At 59.3% G+C, this 16889-nt stretch carries 18 protein-coding genes and 1 tRNA gene; 4 read left to right on the top strand and 15 right to left on the bottom strand.

The window, feature by feature from the left end:
• Nucleotides 1–102: 102 nt before the first annotated feature.
• Together A3730_RS21490 and dapA are read right to left on the bottom strand one after the other, a co-directional pair.
• A complete protein-coding gene (locus A3730_RS21490) occupies nucleotides 103–372 on the bottom strand; it encodes a hypothetical protein (RefSeq protein ID WP_231884008.1) in 270 nt (89 codons plus the stop codon).
• The gene (dapA, locus tag A3730_RS21485; protein WP_039926965.1) at nucleotides 369–1253 is read right to left on the bottom strand and encodes a 4-hydroxy-tetrahydrodipicolinate synthase; all 885 of its coding nucleotides are present in this window, start codon (nucleotides 1251–1253) and stop codon (nucleotides 369–371) included. Before dapA ends, A3730_RS21490 begins: the two co-directional genes overlap by 4 nt.
• 352 nt (nucleotides 1254–1605) lie before the next feature.
• Here dapA and A3730_RS21480 point away from each other — a divergent pair, with 352 nt between their 5' ends.
• Nucleotides 1606–2133 carry a glycine cleavage system protein R gene (locus A3730_RS21480; RefSeq protein WP_063521515.1) on the top strand — a complete coding sequence of 176 codons (528 nt, stop codon included), beginning with the start codon at nucleotides 1606–1608 and terminating at the stop codon, nucleotides 2131–2133.
• Nucleotides 2134–2199: 66 nt separating this feature from the next.
• Nucleotides 2200–2688, top strand: coding sequence for a thioredoxin-dependent thiol peroxidase (gene bcp, locus A3730_RS21475; protein WP_063521514.1), 489 nt, complete (start codon nucleotides 2200–2202; stop codon nucleotides 2686–2688).
• A gap of 71 nt (nucleotides 2689–2759) precedes the next feature.
• Here the strand turns inward: bcp and A3730_RS21470 are convergent, their stop codons facing one another.
• Together A3730_RS21470 and A3730_RS21465 are read right to left on the bottom strand one after the other, a co-directional pair.
• Entirely contained in the window at nucleotides 2760–3851 is a 1092-nt protein-coding gene (locus tag A3730_RS21470; protein WP_063521513.1) for an AI-2E family transporter, read from the bottom strand.
• Nucleotides 3851–4132 (bottom strand): sulfurtransferase TusA family protein, encoded by a 282-nt coding sequence (locus tag A3730_RS21465; protein WP_007150804.1) that lies wholly within the window; start codon nucleotides 4130–4132, stop codon nucleotides 3851–3853. Before A3730_RS21465 ends, A3730_RS21470 begins: the two co-directional genes overlap by 1 nt.
• Before the next feature lie 107 nt (nucleotides 4133–4239).
• Between A3730_RS21465 and A3730_RS21460 the strand changes: the two genes are divergently transcribed.
• Nucleotides 4240–5676, top strand: coding sequence for a M48 family metalloprotease (locus tag A3730_RS21460; RefSeq protein WP_231880762.1), 1437 nt, complete (start codon nucleotides 4240–4242; stop codon nucleotides 5674–5676).
• A 139-nt stretch (nucleotides 5677–5815) separates the two neighbouring features.
• Here the strand turns inward: A3730_RS21460 and nadA are convergent, their stop codons facing one another.
• From nadA to A3730_RS21425, 7 genes are all read right to left on the bottom strand, one after another.
• The gene (gene nadA, locus A3730_RS21455) at nucleotides 5816–6865 is read right to left on the bottom strand and encodes a quinolinate synthase NadA (protein ID WP_082872487.1); all 1050 of its coding nucleotides are present in this window, start codon (nucleotides 6863–6865) and stop codon (nucleotides 5816–5818) included.
• Nucleotides 6866–7019: 154 nt separating this feature from the next.
• A complete protein-coding gene (locus tag A3730_RS21450) occupies nucleotides 7020–8303 on the bottom strand; it encodes a cyclopropane-fatty-acyl-phospholipid synthase family protein (protein ID WP_063538876.1) in 1284 nt (427 codons plus the stop codon).
• 5 nt (nucleotides 8304–8308) lie between these two features.
• Complete coding sequence (locus A3730_RS21445) at nucleotides 8309–9109, bottom strand: DUF1365 domain-containing protein (RefSeq protein ID WP_063521173.1); 801 nt, start codon at nucleotides 9107–9109, stop codon at nucleotides 8309–8311.
• On the bottom strand, nucleotides 9109–10377 hold the full coding sequence (locus A3730_RS21440) for an NAD(P)/FAD-dependent oxidoreductase (RefSeq protein WP_063538874.1): 1269 nt from the start codon (nucleotides 10375–10377) through the stop codon (nucleotides 9109–9111). Before A3730_RS21440 ends, A3730_RS21445 begins: the two co-directional genes overlap by 1 nt.
• Nucleotides 10374–11876, bottom strand: a complete 1503-nt coding sequence (locus A3730_RS21435) for a deoxyribodipyrimidine photo-lyase (protein WP_063518857.1) — start codon at nucleotides 11874–11876, stop codon at nucleotides 10374–10376. The genes A3730_RS21440 and A3730_RS21435 overlap by 4 nt, the downstream gene beginning before the upstream one ends.
• Nucleotides 11873–12775 (bottom strand): MerR family transcriptional regulator, encoded by a 903-nt coding sequence (locus A3730_RS21430; protein WP_063518858.1) that lies wholly within the window; start codon nucleotides 12773–12775, stop codon nucleotides 11873–11875. The genes A3730_RS21435 and A3730_RS21430 overlap by 4 nt, the downstream gene beginning before the upstream one ends.
• Nucleotides 12772–13779 (bottom strand): DUF523 and DUF1722 domain-containing protein, encoded by a 1008-nt coding sequence (locus A3730_RS21425; protein WP_156496746.1) that lies wholly within the window; start codon nucleotides 13777–13779, stop codon nucleotides 12772–12774. Before A3730_RS21425 ends, A3730_RS21430 begins: the two co-directional genes overlap by 4 nt.
• Nucleotides 13780–14002: 223 nt before the next feature.
• On the opposite strand from A3730_RS21425, the gene A3730_RS21420 reads away from it, so the two are divergent.
• Nucleotides 14003–14395, top strand: a complete 393-nt coding sequence (locus A3730_RS21420; RefSeq protein WP_007148944.1) for a DUF2493 domain-containing protein — start codon at nucleotides 14003–14005, stop codon at nucleotides 14393–14395.
• 95 nt (nucleotides 14396–14490) lie between these two features.
• Here A3730_RS21420 and A3730_RS21415 read toward each other — a convergent pair.
• From A3730_RS21415 to ybgF, 4 genes are all read right to left on the bottom strand, one after another.
• Nucleotides 14491–14566, bottom strand: a tRNA-Lys gene (locus A3730_RS21415).
• A 72-nt stretch (nucleotides 14567–14638) separates the two neighbouring features.
• Nucleotides 14639–15307: a 7-cyano-7-deazaguanine synthase QueC gene (gene queC / locus A3730_RS21410; protein WP_063518860.1), complete on the bottom strand. Its 669-nt coding sequence runs from the start codon at nucleotides 15305–15307 to the stop codon at nucleotides 14639–14641.
• 73 nt (nucleotides 15308–15380) lie between these two features.
• Complete coding sequence (gene queE, locus A3730_RS21405; protein WP_063518861.1) at nucleotides 15381–16022, bottom strand: 7-carboxy-7-deazaguanine synthase QueE; 642 nt, start codon at nucleotides 16020–16022, stop codon at nucleotides 15381–15383.
• A gap of 101 nt (nucleotides 16023–16123) precedes the next feature.
• A complete protein-coding gene (gene ybgF / locus A3730_RS21400; RefSeq protein ID WP_231880465.1) occupies nucleotides 16124–16876 on the bottom strand; it encodes a tol-pal system protein YbgF in 753 nt (250 codons plus the stop codon).
• Nucleotides 16877–16889: the final 13 nt, after the last annotated feature.

Raw genomic sequence — 16889 nt, 5'->3', positions numbered from 1 at the left:
CGGTGCTCTTGAGGAGCAGCCAGAGTCCTGATGTTTGACGCCTGATGCTGAAAGAGAACACGCTTGCGTCACCGCATGGCGTCAGGCTTTGGGCATCAGGCGTTAGGCGTTAGGCGTAATCCCCAGCACCACCAGTTGCGGCGGGCGAGGTGGCTGAAAACGGTCTTCATCCTCACGGGGGCCGGTCAACCGCTCGTCCTGACGAGGCACCGCATACAGCGGCTGCTCACCAATAAACACGCCACCTTCCGGCACCTTGATCGGATCGGTCACCGCGGCTTTGCGGTATTCCAGACTGCTATCCGGCAACCAGCTACAACCGGCAACCATCAGGGCGAGCATCAGTGGTACAAGCAGCGCCGCTTTCTTCATTTAACCTCCAGCAGGCCGCACTGGCGCATGGTTTCACGCAACCGCGGCTGGGCAGCTTCTGACAGCGACACCAGCGGCAGCCGGATACCTGCGTCAATCAGCCCCATTTCAAACAGTGCCCATTTTACCGGGATCGGATTCGCTTCAATAAACAGATCACGGTGCAGGGGTTCAAGTTCCGCATTCAGTGCACGGGCTTTATCTGCATCCCCGGCCAGGGCCGCTTCACACATGGCTGCCATTTTCGCCGGAGCCACATTGGCGGTCACCGAAATATCGCCGTGGCCGCCAGCCAGGATAAAATCCAAAGCGGTGGCGTCATCGCCGGAATAAAGCATGAAGTCGTCACCGCAACGCTCACGGATTTCACGGGCACGCTCCAGATTCCCGGTGGCTTCCTTGATGCCGACAATGTTTGGCACCTTGCTCAAGCGTTCCACGGTCTCCGGCAACAGATCACAGGAGGTCCGGCCGGGCACGTTATACAGGATTTGCGGGATATCCACGGCACGGGCTACCGCCAGAAAGTGCTGATACAGGCCTTCCTGGGGGGGCTTGTTGTAGTAAGGGGTCACCAGCAGACAGGCATCCGCGCCATCCCGTTTCGCGTCACGGGTCAGGCGAATGGCTTCTTCGGTATTGTTTGCGCCGGTACCGGCAATCACCGGAATGCGCCCCTTGGCCAGTGCTACCACTTCACGGATCACACTGTCATGCTCTTCAAAGCCCAGCGTGGCGGATTCACCCGTGGTGCCCACAGCCACGATGGCGTGGGTGCCCTGCTCTACATGCCAGTTAACCAGCGAGCGCAAACGCTCCCAGTCCACGGACCCATCTGCACGCATGGGGGTCACCAAGGCCACTATGCTGCCGCGAATCATGCCTGTCTCCTGTTGTGCGCAAACGCTGTACGCCAATTAACCGCGACGCTTCCTGCCAGCAGGCACTATCGTCGACTGAAGGGCGCTATGGTAAACCTCGCCCCCAAGGCGGACAAGACGCGAGTCCCCCGTTTCCTCCTGCGGATGTCACTGGCGGCTGAAAAACCACAACACCTTGAGGGCCCGGTATTGAGACCAGCCTGGCCAACAAGTGTTCAGTGCGGAATGAACTGGGTAGACTAATTGGCCACACACGCCCCAGCAGAGGGCGACTTTAGCCCGGCGTACCGGAGCCCGCCCCGGTATTGCTCGGGCCATAAAACAGATGGCCCACCACTGATGGAGAGCAGCCATGGACCAGTTAATTGTCATTTCCGCCCTGGGTACGGACCGGCCCGGCATTGTGCAGGCTCTGTCCAAAGCCGTGCTGGAATACGATGGCAGCATCATGGATTCACGCATGACCGTGTTGGGTGGCGAATTTGCCGTACTGATGCTGGTCGCCGGCAGCGCGACTACCCTGGATAACCTGGAAGCCGGGCAGCAGCAACTGGCCAAGCAGCTGGACCTGCTGATCACGCTCAAGCGCACCAGCGCCCCGGATGCCCGGCCTGCGGCCCTGCCCTACGAGGTAGAGGTCGTCGCCATGGACAACCCCGGCATCGTCCATGAAATCGCCAATTTCTTTTCCGCGCGCAATATCAATATTGATGATTTGCATACCGGTACTTACGCTGCGCCCCACACCGGCACCCGCATGTTCAGCCTGCAGCTGATCCTGAGCATGAGCGCGGAGCACTCCGTGGCCCAGTTACGCGATGCGTTCCTGGATTTCTGTGAAGCGCGCAACCTGGACGCCACCATGACACCGAAGCGTTAAAATCCGCAGCACGCTTCACGCAGCACGCAAAAGACATCAACCAAGACAAGGGAAATAGACACAGACATGGCACACCCCAAGATTGGCAATCTGGCCCCCAACTTCAAACTGCCGGATCAGGACGGCAACCGGATTGAATTGCGATCCTTCAGGGACAACAACCCGGTGGTGATTTTTTTCTACCCCAAGGCCCTCACCCCGGGCTGTACCACCCAGGCCTGCGGCATCCGCGACACCAAGGCCGAGCTGGAAAAGCGGGGTGTGGTTGTGTTCGGCATCAGCCCGGATGCGGTTGCTCGCTTGCCCAAGTTTATCGACAAGCATGACCTGAACTTCACTTTGCTATCCGACGAAGATCACGCCACCGCCGAGAAATACGGATGCTGGGGCATGAAAAAATTCATGGGCAAGGAATTCATGGGGCTCATCCGCACCACCTTTATCGTCGGCAAGGATGGCAAGTTGCTGAAGGTGATGGACAAATTCAAGACCAAAACCCATCACGAAGACCTGCTCGCCGAACTGGATGCGCTGGGGATTACGCCTAACGCCTAACGCCTGATGCCCAAAGCCTGACGCCATGCGGTGACGCAAGCGTGTTCTCTTTCAGCATCAGGCGTCAAACATCAGGACTCTGGCTGCTCCTCAAGAGCACCGGCAGGGTATCCTCCCTGCCTCGGCCAGGCATTGATCACCGCCTTGATCAACGTCGCCAATGGAATGGCGAAAAACACACCCCACAGCCCCCACAGCCCACCGAACAGCAGAATCGCAGTAATGATCGCCACCGGGTGCAGGTTCACCGCCTCGGAAAACAACAGCGGCACCAGAATATTGCCGTCAATGAACTGGATAATGCCGTACACGATCATCACCAGGGCGAAATCCCCGCCCCAGCCGAACTGCACATAAGCCACCGCGGCCACCGGCAAGGTCACCACGGTGGCGCCAATATACGGCACTACCACCGACAACCCCACCAGCACCGCCAGCAGCACCGCGTAATTCGTGTCCAGCAGCACAAAGGCAATAAAGGTCGCCCCGCCCACCAACAGAATCTCAATTGCCTTGCCCCGCACATAATTGGCAATCTGGCCGTCCATTTCCTGCCATACATGGGAGAGGATCCGCCGCTTGCGGGGCAGAAAACCCAGCATCCAGTTCACCAGGGTTTCCCGGTCCTTCAGAAAAAAGAACACCAGCAACGGCACCAGCACCAGGAACACCATGATTTCCACCAGGTTCGGGATCGACGCCAGCGACAGGGTCAGCACCCCTTGCCCGGCTTCCGCCACTTCCCGCTGAATCACCGCAACAATGGAATTCACCTGTTCCATGGAAATAATTTCCGGGTAATGGGCCGGCAACCCCCGCAACCAGATTTCCCCGTTCTTGAGCATATGGGGCAACTGGTCCTGAACCAGCAGCACCAGCTGCCGCCAGACCATGGGCAATAATACGATCAGTGTGGCAATCAGCAGCCCCATGAACAGCGTGAACACCAGGCCGACCGCCAGCATGCGTTTCACACCCCGGCGTTCCAGCGCGCCCACCAGTCCCTGCATCAGGTAAGCAACCACCATGGCCGTCAACACCGGGGCCAGCATGCCGCCGAAGAACGCGATGGTCAGGCCAATGACCAACAGCAGAACAACCAGATACACCGCTTCTTCATCGGAGAAGTAATTATCGGCCCAGTTTCTCAGTATGCGCAGCATCAAGGCTCCTGTGTGCCGCAGCGGATAACAAAACAGTAGCGGCCTTTGCTTTCCTGCATGCGAACTAGCTCATGACAGGATTGTCTCAGATAAGCAGGGATATCACTGGCTGAGCCGGTGTCCGTGGCGATCACTTCCAGCACTTGCCCGGCGCGGAGTTGCCGTAACGCCTGCCGGGTTTTCAATAACGGCAGCGGGCATTGTAACGTGGAGGCATCCACATGGAGATCAACCATTTGTTCGGATACAGGGTTTTCAGTCATTGTAATCGCTTCATTCATCGCCGCCCTGACGGCATTATAGTCACAAGCCGGGCATTGATTCAGTGCCCGCGTAGCGATACCCGAAATTCCATCACCCGTTACTCGTCCCTGGACGGAGCCACAATTTGTTGACGCTGTTTGCACGTACTTTTTTACTGTTCAGCTGCTGCTGGCTGGCCAGTCCGTCCGCCGCCGATGACAACCTGCCGGTGCTCGGGGACCCCACTGCCGCGCTGATGTCCGCCGATCAGGAATATCGCCTGGGGCGGGCCTGGCTGCGCAGCCTGCGCGGCCAGACCTCCATCATGTCTGATCCCATGGTGCAGGAGTACGTGGAAAGCCTGGTCTACCGCCTGGCATCCTACAGCGACCTGAAAGAGCCCAACCTGGATATCGTGGTCATCAACAGCCGCCAGATTAACGCCTTCGCGGTGCCCGGCGGCGTTATCGGGCTCAACGCCGGCCTGTTTCTGAATGCGGAAAGCGAAGACGAAGTGGCCGGGGTGGTTGCCCACGAAATTGCCCACGTGAGCCAGCGGCACTTTGCCCGCCGCTATCTGGATTCCAAAAAAATGAACACCGCCGTGCTGGCGGCCATGCTGGCCAGCCTGGCCGTGGCCATTGCTGGTGACGGGGAAGCCGGCATGGCCGGCATTGCCGCTACCCAGGCCGGCGCCATTCAGGCCCAACTGGCCTACTCACGCCAGAATGAACGGGAAGCCGACCGGGTCGGCATGCAAACCCTGGCCGCCTCCGGCATGGACCCGGGCGCCATGCCGCGTTTTTTCGAACGCATGCACGATAGCCAGCGTTTCTCCGGCGATCCGCCGGAGTTCCTGCTCACTCACCCGGTGACCGAAAGCCGTATTGCCGACAGCCGGGCACGGGCTCGCACCCTGCCCCCGGCACGGCTGTCGGTATCCACCGGCTTTCTGCTGGCCCAGGCGCGCCTCAAGGCGGGTTTCATCACCTCTGACGATCAGGCCATTGAATACTTCAAACGCTACAGCAACGAACGTAGCGCGCTTGGGTTACAGGCGGCACGGTACGGTCTGGCCCTGAGTTATTTGCGCGCCAATCACTATGATCAGGCCCGCGAGTTGATGCAGGGGCTGGCGGACCAATACCCCGACCAGCTCTGGTTCCACCTGGGACTGGCGGAAGTGGCCCTCGATGAAGGCAACTACCCTCTGACCATTCAGGAAACCGAGTGGGTACAGAAGATTTCTCCGGACAACTACGCGGCGTCCATCCTGCAGAGCAAGGCTTATCTGCGCAGCAAGCAGCCAGAAAAGGCCCTGCCGCTACTCAAACCGCTTGTCCATGAGCACGCCAATGATCCGCATATCTGGGACCTGGCGGCCGATGCCTACGGCAACAGTGGCGATACCGTGCGAGCCCTGCATGCCCGCGCCGAAAGCCAGTTCCTGCGCGGCAACGATCCCAAGGCCCAGCAACAAATGCGTTATGCCCTGCGCGATGCAGAAAACGACTTTGCGCTGTACAGCAAACTGAATGGGCGCCTGCGGGAAATGCAGCGATTATCCGAAGAGGAGTTTTGATTAAGAGCAGAAATGAAGAGTTAAAATGAAGAGGGAGGTACGAGAATCCGCCGGGCTCTCGCCTGTCGCCACTCGTCCCCCGTAACCGCCTGACCCCGCAACCTGTTACGCAGATCACCTGGTCAGGCCTCGGGCTATTCTAGCCTTTCAGGGATTGACCGAAATCCAGCATGCGATTCAACGGCACCATGGCTTTCTCAGCCAGGGCCTCATCCACAAAGATTTCCTGGCCCATGCCGTTTTCATCTTCCAGCACTGCCAGCATGTTCTGCAGGCCATTCATGGCCATCCACGGGCAGTGGGCGCAACTGCGGCACGTTGCCCCGGACCCTGCGGTCGGCGCTTCCAGGAAGGTTTTCCCCGGCGCCAGTTGCTGCATCTTGTAGAAAATGCCCTTGTCCGTGGCAACAATAAAGGCGTCGTTTTCCATCTCGCAGGCGGCCTTGATCAGCTGCGAGGTGGAACCCACCACATCCGCCATAGCCACCACTGACGCCGGCGATTCCGGGTGCACCAGAATGGCAGCATCCGGGTACGCGGCTTTTAAATCGTGCAAGCCTTTGGCCTTGAACTCTTCGTGCACGATGCACGCGCCGTCCCAGCACAGCACGTCGGCGCCGGACTTGTCGCGCACATAACCGCCAAGGTGTTTGTCCGGTGCCCACAGGATTTTTTCGCCGTTGCTATCCAGGTGCTCAATCAGCTCCACTGCAATGGAGGAAGTGACAACCCAGTCAGCGCGGGCTTTCACTGCAGCAGAGGTATTGGCGTAAACCACCACCGTACGGTCCGGGTGCTGGTCACAGAAGGCAGAGAATTCGTCTTCCGGGCAACCGATATCCAGCGAACAGGTGGCTTCCAGTGTCGGCATGAAAACGCGCTTTTCCGGGCTGAGGATCTTGGCGGTCTCGCCCATGAACTTGACCCCCGCCACAATCAGCGTGGACGCGGGATGGTCTTTACCGAAACGTGCCATTTCCAGGGAGTCAGACACACAACCACCGGTCTCTTCTGCCAGAGACTGGATCTCGGGGTCCGTGTAGTAGTGCGCCACCAGCACCGCATCACGCTGACGCAACAGCGCCTTGATCCGGTCACGATAGGATGCACGCTGCTCATCGCTGAGCGTGTCGTCCGGCTCCACCTTGGCCAGGTGCGCCTGAACCCGTGCTTGTGCCTCTGCAGTCATTGCCTTACCGCCCAGGGTTTCCCCTTGATATCAACAACTTGGAAAGTTAATACGAAAAATAAGGCGGGCATAATACCACAACATCAAAGAACCGCTGAATCACGGCCAATGACTAGCCCTGCAGAGAATAAAATGCGCCCGCTTATGGCTGTTTTCAAGCCTTTAACGAGGGCCGATAGGCGGGACCGGCGGCCACCAGGTGCACCGTGCTGATCGCCCGTTCCAGGAACGCCCCCTCGCAGTAGCACAGATAGTACTCCCACATACGCACGAACCGCTCATCAAACCCCAGTTCCCGAATGCGGGACAAGGCACCATGAAAACGTTGCCGCCAGTGATTCAGGGTAAGGGCGTAATCGTGGCCGATATCATGCAACTCGGTGGCCACCAGGCGGGTATGGCGGGTCAGGTTATCGCACATCACCGACACGCTGGGCAGGAAGCCGCCCGGAAAGATATAGCGCTTGATAAAATCCACCTGCTTGAGCGCGTACTCATAACGCTGGTCCGGCACGGTGATCGCCTGAATCAACAACAGCCCTTCCGGCTTCAAGCGTTTGCCGAGTACGTCAAAGTATCCCGGCAGAAATTCTGCCCCCACCGCTTCAATCATTTCCACCGACACCACACGATCGTATTGGCCGGTGAGTTCACGGTAGTCATTTTCCAGAATGGTGATGCAGTTATCCAACCCGGCATCGGCCACCTGTTGGCGGGCATAGCGGGCCTGCTCACGGGAGATAGTTGTGGTGGTAACGGTGACGCCATAATGCCGTGCCGCATGCAGGGCCAACCCACCCCAGCCGGTGCCGATTTCCAGCAGGGTCATCCCCGGCTGCAATTGCAGGCGCTGACAGATCAGGTCCAGCTTGTGTACAGACGCTTCTTCAAGGGACGCATCCGGGTGGGGAAACACCGCACTGGAATACATCATGGTGCGATCAAGAAACAGGCTGAAAAAATCGTTGCCCAGATCATAGTGGGCAGAAATATTCCGGCGGGAACCTTGCAGTGAATTACGGTTGTAGCGATGCAGCATTTTCAGCGCCGGCTTGGACAGGGCCGCAAAGCCACCTTCCAGGGCTTGCATGGCATCCACATTGGCCGCGAAATAGCGAATCACCTTGATCAGGTCCGGGCTGGACCAGCCCTGCTCCATAAACGCTTCCGCCGCCCCCAGCGCCCCACCGCTCATCATCATGCTGTAGGTGCGCCAGTCGGCCAGTACGATGTGCCCCAGGTCATTAGCCAGAGCGTTATTGTCCCGCACGGCGGAACCAAGCATGACCGTATTACCATCTGGCTCATCGATACGCAGGCCACCCCGCGGCAGTTTCTCAAGCTGATTCAACACCAGCGTGCGCGCCACCGATTGCGGCCAACTCAGTGTGCCGGCCTGGTCACCTTTATTGTCAGAGGCTTTATCGCCAGACAGCATTTGTCTCACTCCCTGTTTCCTTGATCGCATTCATCGCGCTTGCCAGCGGGGTGGCCATGGAAGACCGCCCCCTTGCGCCACAGTTTGAAGGCCTGCCAGTAAATACGTTTCAGCGTGGCCAACCCCTGTGCACCAAACCGGAAAATGCCCTTACCCATCATCGCCGGTTCTGACGCAAATAATTGCAATTTCACCCCGGCCTTGAAGACGGGAACCTGGTTCTCCCGGTCCTCTAACCCTATTCGCAGATCGGGTAAGGCAACGTGAAGATCCCAGTGATATTGCAGCAACATGGGCAGGAAGGGGGAGACATGGAAGGCTTTGGGGTGATCAACCACCAGGGCGTCGTTATCACCACAAGAAAACGTGAGCGGGTAAAAGTGGCGCTCACGCCAGGGGGTATTCTGCACCTCGGCAATCATGCTGTCGGGCTGGCTTTGCCCTTCAGGAAAATGCAGGTACAGCACCAGCGGATTGAACAGGGAACCAAACGTACGCCACTGCCCCAGCATAAAGGTCCGCCCCCGGGACCAGTCCAACCCCAGAGTGGCGGCTTTTTGCTGCACTTTTTCCGCCAGCGGCACGCAACGGTCATCCAGGTAGTCCCGGTCACGGAACGTTACCGGTCGCCATGCCCGGCCCCAGGCCCAGTGTCGTCCCAGCAACTCATCAATTTTTTCCAGATCGCACCAGACCATCCACAGCGGGTAGTCAAAGCGATGCGTAAAGGGTTGCAAGCGCTGATGCCAGACCCGCCCCTGGGCAATGGCACAGGACATTACCGCCTGCTCTGCCGAGGCACGCATTACGCAGCACTCCCCGGCTGCGCTGTGCCAGCAATGCCTTCCACCACGTTCAACGCAGACACCACACCATCTTCATGAAAGCCATTGCGACACCAGGCACCGGCAAACCAGGTACCCCGTTTGCCGTTTTCTTTCAGCAATTGCTCCCGGGCCGCCACGGTGTGCGGAGTGAACAACGGGTGCGCAAAACGGTAGCGGGCCAGGATCTGTTCTTCATCAATAAGGTCGGTGGCATTGAGCGTCACACAGAACGTTTCCGGGGCGCTGATGCCCTGCAGGATATTCATGTTGTAGGTCACCTGAACCCGCTCCTGATCCTGTTCAAACAATAGAGCATTCCAGCTGGACCAGACCCGCTCGCGACGGGGCAAAAGCCGGGTATCCGTGTGCAAGACCACCTCATTGTCCTGATAACCCAATTGCGACAAGGCGTCTTTTTCTCGCGCATCCGGATCATCCAGCAATGCCAAAGCCTGGTCGCTGTGGCAGGCCAGCACTACCTGGTCAAAGTGCTGCTCTTTGCCCTGTGCGGTGACGTACACCCCGTGATGATCTCGACGTATCCCCTGCACCGGTGTGGCGATATGAAACGCGGCCTCACAACCGTCCACCAGTGGCTGCACATATTGATTGGAGCCGCCCGGCACCACAAACCACTGCGGGCGATCATTCAGCGACAGCAGGCCATGGTTCTGGAAAAACTGAATAAAGAACCGGGCAGGAAACACCTCCATCTGCTCCAGTGAGCAAGACCAGATAGCCCCGCCCATGGCCAGAATATAATCCCGACAAAAGCGCTCACCGTAACCGTGCTCACGCAAATATTGCCCCAGAGGAATGTCTCCCTCTGCGCTATTGAGCAAGGCCGGCGCCTGCTTGTTGAATCGCAAGATGTCACCAATAAAGCGCCAGTGTGATGAGCTGAACAGGTTGCGTTTTTGGGCAAACATGCCCCCCAGCCCGTCGCCACAATATTCCAGCCCGTTCTTCTGGTCGCTCACCGCAAAACCCATGGGCGTCGGCTGCCCCTGTATGCCCAATTCATCCAGCAGGCGCAGATAGTTCGGGTAGGTGCGGTCATTGAAGACGATAAACCCCACATCAATCGCGTATTCCCCGTGGGGCCGGGAAACCGGCACCGTACAGGTATGGCCACCCAGATAGTCATTGGCTTCAAACACCTCAACCTGATGGCCCGCTTTGGACAGATACCAGGCTGAGGTGAGCCCACTGATCCCGGCTCCGACGATGGCGATACGCTGACTCATGCCTTTTCCTTTTTGCTGTTACCCATGTTGTTTTCCATAGCCGAGCCCATGGATTGCGCCTGATCAAACTGTGTCTTGGCCGCCTTGAACGCGGTGGTCACCCGCTCACGCACCCCGGCATGGGGCACGATGGGTGGCGGATAATCCGGGGCCAGTAACGGTTGCTTCCAGGGCTCATGGATTTGCTTGCTGTCCAGCCCGTTTAGTTCCGGCACCCAGCGGGCAATAAAACGTCCCTGTGCATCAAAACGCTGGCTTTGGCGCACCGGGTTGAAGACCCGAAAATAGGGCACCGCATCCGTGCCCGCCGACGCGCTCCACTGCCAGCCCCCGTTGTTGGCCGCAAAATCCCCATCCAGCAGGTGTTCCATGAAAAAGGCTTCTCCGCGACGCCAGTCCAGCCAAAGATGCTTGCTGAGAAACATGGCTGTCACCATACGCAGCCGGTTGTGCATCCAGCCGGTGGCAACCAGCTGACGCATGGCCGCATCCACCAACGGGTAACCGGTACGCCCTTCGCACCAGGCGGTGAAGCGTTCGTCATCCTGGTCCCATTGCAACAGATCGGTTTCGGGTCGGAATGCCTGGCCGCGGCTGACACGGGGAAACTGCGCCATGATCTGCCGATAGAAATCCCGCCAGGCCAGTTCACCGATCCAGCACGCGGCACCGTCACGGCTTCCCGCATCTGCCATGGCCTGACTCGCCGCCCGGTAACAGCTGGCCACGGACAAGGTCCCAGCGGATAACGCCGCCGACAAACCACTGGTGCCCGCAATATCGGGAAAATCCCGCTGGCGGCGATAACCCGCCAGTGATTGCTCCACAAACTGGTGGAGCTGCTGCCAGGCGGCCTCTTCTCCAGATTGCCACTGCTGCGTTAAGGCCTCAGGTACGCTCAGGGATTTCAGGGCCCTGTCCACCACCGCAGCCCCGACAAAGTTACCGCAGTGATCAGATTCTGGCGGAGCCGGCGTCACCACCGGGTGATGGTCCGCCATCCAGACATCCCAGCGTTTCTTGTAGGCACCAAACACCGTGTAGGGGGTGCCTTTTCCGGTACGCAATGCGGCAGGCGGCACCAACACACCATCGTCGAATCCCTGCAGGCAAACACCCTGCCCACGCAACCGCTCTGCCACCGCTTTGTCGCGCTGTTTTTCGTTCAATGGGTACTCACGATTGCAGTACAGATGCGTCACACCGTGCTCTTGGGCAAACCGGGCCAGCACCTCCGGCACCGCAGCAAAGGTATCCGCCTCCAGCACATGCAGATCAATCCCGCGGCAGGCCAGTGCCTCCCCCAGCTCACGGACACTTTCCAGCACATACCAGCGCCGTAACGGCGCCACTTGATGGCGATCCCACTGCCCCTGGCACAGGCAGTACACCGCCAGTGCCCGTGGCCCCGATGACCGCTCTGACGATTCCGACAGGGCGGCCTGCAAGGGCGAGTGCGCGGCCACACGCAAGTCATTGCGATACCAGACCAGATTCATACGTGACTCCAGGATTGCTGCAGACGATCCAGCTCACTCGCCAGCGCCTGGCGGCGCCCGCTGAGCTGCGACACTTGCGTCGGCAACGGCATTGAGGACAAATCCAGGCCCCAGCAGGCTTCACTGAGGCCGCGGGCAGCGGCCATACCGATTGGCTGACGCTCCACCGCAGTCGGCCAGCGATCCATCACCCAAAGCACACCACCCGCTCGCCCTGCCATACCTTCCACGACACTGCGTGCCTGGCCCGCAGCCAGGTTAGCGGCCAGGCACCAGAGGGGGCGGTTTAATACCATCGCCAGTTCCAGGGCCGGCAAAGCGCCCCCCACCGGCACCAGCAGCCAGCCGGCCTCCCGGCGCCGTGGCGCCAGCGACAATGCCCGCGACGACCACTTAGCCATAAGCACGCTATCCAGCACGGTCAGCAGCCCACCCAGCGACGGGGTGGCCGCCAGTTGCGCCCGCAATGGATCACAAAACTGCTCCAGCACCAGCGCATGGCTGTAATCGTTCAGCAACCCGTTGAGCAACTGCTCCAGACGGCGGGTATTAAGTGATTCCAGCGCCGTCACGGCCGCAACGGCAGCCTCCTGCCAGGGGCCATCTCTCGACTCATAGCGAGCACTGGCCGCCGTGTCCGGCTGGGCCAGCAAGCCCGCCACCTGACTGATCGGTACGCCCCGCTCCAGCCACTGCTGAATCTGCTGGATACGGGCCATATCGGCCTCGCTGTAACGCCGGTGGCCTTTTTCGGTCCGGCCAGGGGACAGCAAGCCATAACGGCGCTCCCAGGCCCGCAGGGTGACCGCCGGGATACCACAGCGCGTGCTGACCTGCTGAATACTGACGCCATCGGCTTGCGGAGCAAGCAGCGGGGAAACCTCCACCGAGTCACTCATACCCGGTTTCTCAGCCCCAGCGGATCGGGGTACGGCGACAGATAACGCTGCTGGGCCAGGTACGGCTGATCCGTTTTGCGCAGCGCCCCGCGCAGCAACGTCATCGGCACCACCAGGGGCACCTCTTCACGCAGGTAGGCATCAATCTGCTCGTTGATCAGTGCCCGGTCGGCATCTCCCAGGTCCTGGCGCAGAAACCCGGCCAGGTGCTGCAAGGTATTCACGTGCGCCCCGCGGGAGACCCGCTTCTTCATGGCGGTCATAACCGCCTGGATATAATCCCCGGCAATCTCGTCCAGCGGGCGCGCCTTCATGTCCGCCAGCATGGGACCCAATTCACGGTAGGTTTTCTGACAATGCGCCAGTAGCTGGAATTTGTGTCGGCTATGGAAGGCGATCAGTTGCTGGGCAGTAAGCTCCCGCTCCATCATCTGGCACCAGTCGTCATACAGAAAAACGCGCTCAATGAAATTCTCCCGCAGGGTCGCATCATTCAATCGCCCCTCTTCTTCCAGCGGCATCAGCGGGTAGCGCTCTGCCAGCGCCGCCGCGAACAACCCGCTGGCATCACGGCGCTGCACATTGCCGGCAGCGTTATAAACACGGATTCGCTCCATCCCGCAGCTGGGAGATTTGGCCATCAGGATATAACCGCGCAGGGGCGCCAGAGACGGCAGCGTACGGTCAATGAAATCCTGCATCAGCGCGGTGCAATCGCGTTCCCCGTCCGTGGTGAGCAGGCGCAGGGCCTCGCTGCCCGGCTCCGGTTCTGTCTGGGCCGGCTCGACAAGATGCATGGCCTTGCGCGGCGCCGGCATGCCCGCCCCCATTTCCGGGCACAGCGAGCGGAATTCAAAGTACGACGACAGCACCTCGGTACAGTAGCGGGAATGCTTGTGCCCCTTGTCATGACGCACTTCCAAGCCCATCAGACAAGCACTGATCCCCACCGGAATACGCACCCCGGGCAACGTCGACAACGATGATGATTGAGCACTGTCCATGGAGCGACCTCACTGGTTGCAGGAAAGAGCATCACGATGCACGGGCTCTTTCAGGTTGTACACGAAGAAAACCTTGTACAACTTTAACCTGTCACTCTGTCAACGACCTGTGAATGCGGCCATCCACCTATCCATCACGTGCCTGCAAGACAACAATCACAAAGATGCAATCGCCGAGCCCTATGCTTATACTTCCCGCAACACTGACATTATGGACAGTATAATGCGTATTCTTGTCTGCGGTGGCCGCGATTTTGACAACCATGCCCTGCTGGAGCAGACCCTCTGCCGCCTGCACCGGGATGACACCCTAAGCCTGTTGATTCACGGCAACGCCAGCGGCGCCGACCGCCTGGCAGGCCAGTGGGCCCACAACCACGGCATCGACCAGGTGAGCTACCCCGCCAACTGGAAAGCCCATGGGCGGGCCGCCGGCCCCATGCGTAACCGCCGCATGCTGCATCATGGTCGCCCACAGGGCGTCATCGCCTTCCCTGGCGGGCGTGGCACTGCACACATGGTGGAGCTGGCTGAATTGGCTGGCCTGCCCGTGTGGAAGCCTGCGGAGGAACACGACAACCGCTTGTTTCAACGCACGGGAGAACTGCAGCGCTGATCGATCGCTGCCCGCACAGAACATCGGAGGAAGGGAGAAGAGAAGCCGGGAGGCTGAAACGAAAAAGGGCCCGCCGTAGGCGAGCCCTTTAAATATGGTGGGTCGTGCTGGATTCGAACCAGCGACCAATTGGTTAAAAGCCAACTGCTCTACCAACTGAGCTAACGACCCGCTCCCGAAGGAGGCGCAAATAATACGGATTTATTTCTGGGTGACAAGGGGTTAACCGAAATTTTTTCCGCTTTATTGATAGTTTGTTGGATCTTTAACCAATGCATCCTCGAACCCCTGGCTGCGCAAGCGGCAGCTGTCGCATTTGCCACAGGCATTGCCATTCTCGTCAGCCTGATAGCAGGACACCGTGAGCCCGTAATCCAGCCCCAGCGCTACCCCCTGCTGAATAATCTGCGCCTTGCTCAGGTGCATCAACGGGGTCTCGATCTGCATCGGCCGGCCTTCCACCCCGGCCTTGGTGGCCAGGTTGGCCATGGACTGGAACGCCTCGATAAAGGCCGGGCGGCAATCCGGGTAACCGGAATAGTCCACCGCATTCACGCCAATAAAAATGGCTTGTGCATCAACCACTTCTGCCAGACCCAACGCCAATGACAGGAACACGGTGTTGCGCGCCGGCACATAGGTCACCGGGATGCCTGCGCCACCGTCTTCCGGCACATCGATAGAATGATCGGTCAGGGCGGAGCCGCCGATATTGCCCATGCCCAGCTCAATAACGCGGTGGCTCAGTGCCCCCAGCGCCCCGGACACCTGCACCGCCGCATCCAGCTCCGAGCGGGTCCGCTGGCCATAATCAAAGGCGATGGTATGGCATTCATAGCCCTGGTCCCTGGCAATGGCCAGGCAAGTGGCAGAATCCAGGCCACCGGATAGCAACACCACGGCTTTTTTCATGGCAAGGCTCCTTAATTACTCATTACTTGAAGGCTCTCGGGCTTTACGTCAGGCATCGTGCGTCTGGCACCAATCAACGCCCCCGGGCATCATTCCAAAGGTATTTATGCAGCTGTAACTGAAAACGGACCGGCAAGCGATCTGCCACAATCCAGTCCGCCAATGCTCCCGGCGCCAGACCGTCCTGCACCGGCGAAAACAGCACATCGCTGACCCGTTTATGCAGCTGGTGCTGGTCCAGCATGAAACGCGCCCAGTCATAGTCCTTGCGATCCGCCAGCACGAACTTCACCTGATGGTGCGCCTTGAGCAGGGGGATATTCTCCAGACGATTATTGTGCTGTTCCCCGGAGCCCGGCGCTTTCAGGTCCATGACCACAGAAACGCGCTCATCCACTCCGGCAATATCCATGGCACCACCGGTCTCCAGGCTCACCTGGTAACCGTCATCACACAGCGCCGTAAGCAACGGCAGGCAATTCGGCTGGGCCAGCGGTTCGCCACCGGTCACCGTCACGTAGTGCGCCCCATGGGCGGCTACCTGCTCGCGAATCGCCGCCAAGGTCCATTTCTCCCCTCCGGAAAAGGCATATTCCGTATCACACCAGACACAGCGCTGCGGGCAGCCGGTCAGGCGCACGAAGACCGTCGGGCAGCCCACGGTGCGGGATTCACCCTGTAGGGAATGGAAAATTTCGGTAAGACGGAGTTCCACAACATCTCCTGAGGGCCCCTTAATCGTCGGTTGGGGCGGAAATGCGCGGATTCTATCACCTTTACCGGCCTCTGTGCCGCCGGTAAAGGGACAGGAAGGGGTTACGGGTTGAGCTGGTCCAGCAGGCTCTTGGCCTGGCCGGCTTCGCTGCTATCCGGGTATTGCTTGATCAGCTTGTGCAGATTGACCTTGGCGGGCGAAACCTCACCGGCCTTGGCCTGCATGACGGCCAGAATATAGAGGCTTTTCGGGGCCTTGCTATGGTCCGGGTAATCGTCGGCCACCGCCTGAAAATGGCCTTCCGCCTTCTTCAAATCCGGCTCTTTCTGGTCACTGTATAGCTTGCCCGCCCAGAAATGGGCGTTGGCCCGGGACATTCCCTGCGGGAATTCACCCAGATACGCCTCGAAACCGGCAATGGCACCCTTGAAGTCACCACTGACCAATTTGTCTTTGGCGGCATTATAGGCGGCACGGTCCGCTTCCGGGTCATTATCCCCTTCAGCGCCGTCCTCTGGCTGCTCGGTCTGTCCCCGCTCAGCCAGCGTATTAATTCGGGTATCCAGATCCAGATAACGCTCACGCTCGGCTTCCTTGAGAGTGGAAAGCTCGTGGCGCAGTTCTTCCAGCTGACCCTGCAGCTGCTGAATCTGTTCTTCAAACTGTTGCTGCTGTTGCATCAACACCATCAACCCATCCTCGTTCACCGCAGCAGACGGTGCGGAGGTATTGCGCATTTGCGATTGCGCCTGGGCGAGGCTGCGCTCTTCAACGGCCAGCGGCCCAGTACTCTGTGCATGCGCACAGAGCACCAGGGAGCTGAGCATCGCGCCTGCGAACAGGCGCGCTGTCATCACTACCTTCATG

The sequence above is a fragment of the Alcanivorax sp. HI0044 genome (assembly GCF_001634945.1).
This window is presented reverse-complemented; position numbering and strand designations above follow the sequence as displayed.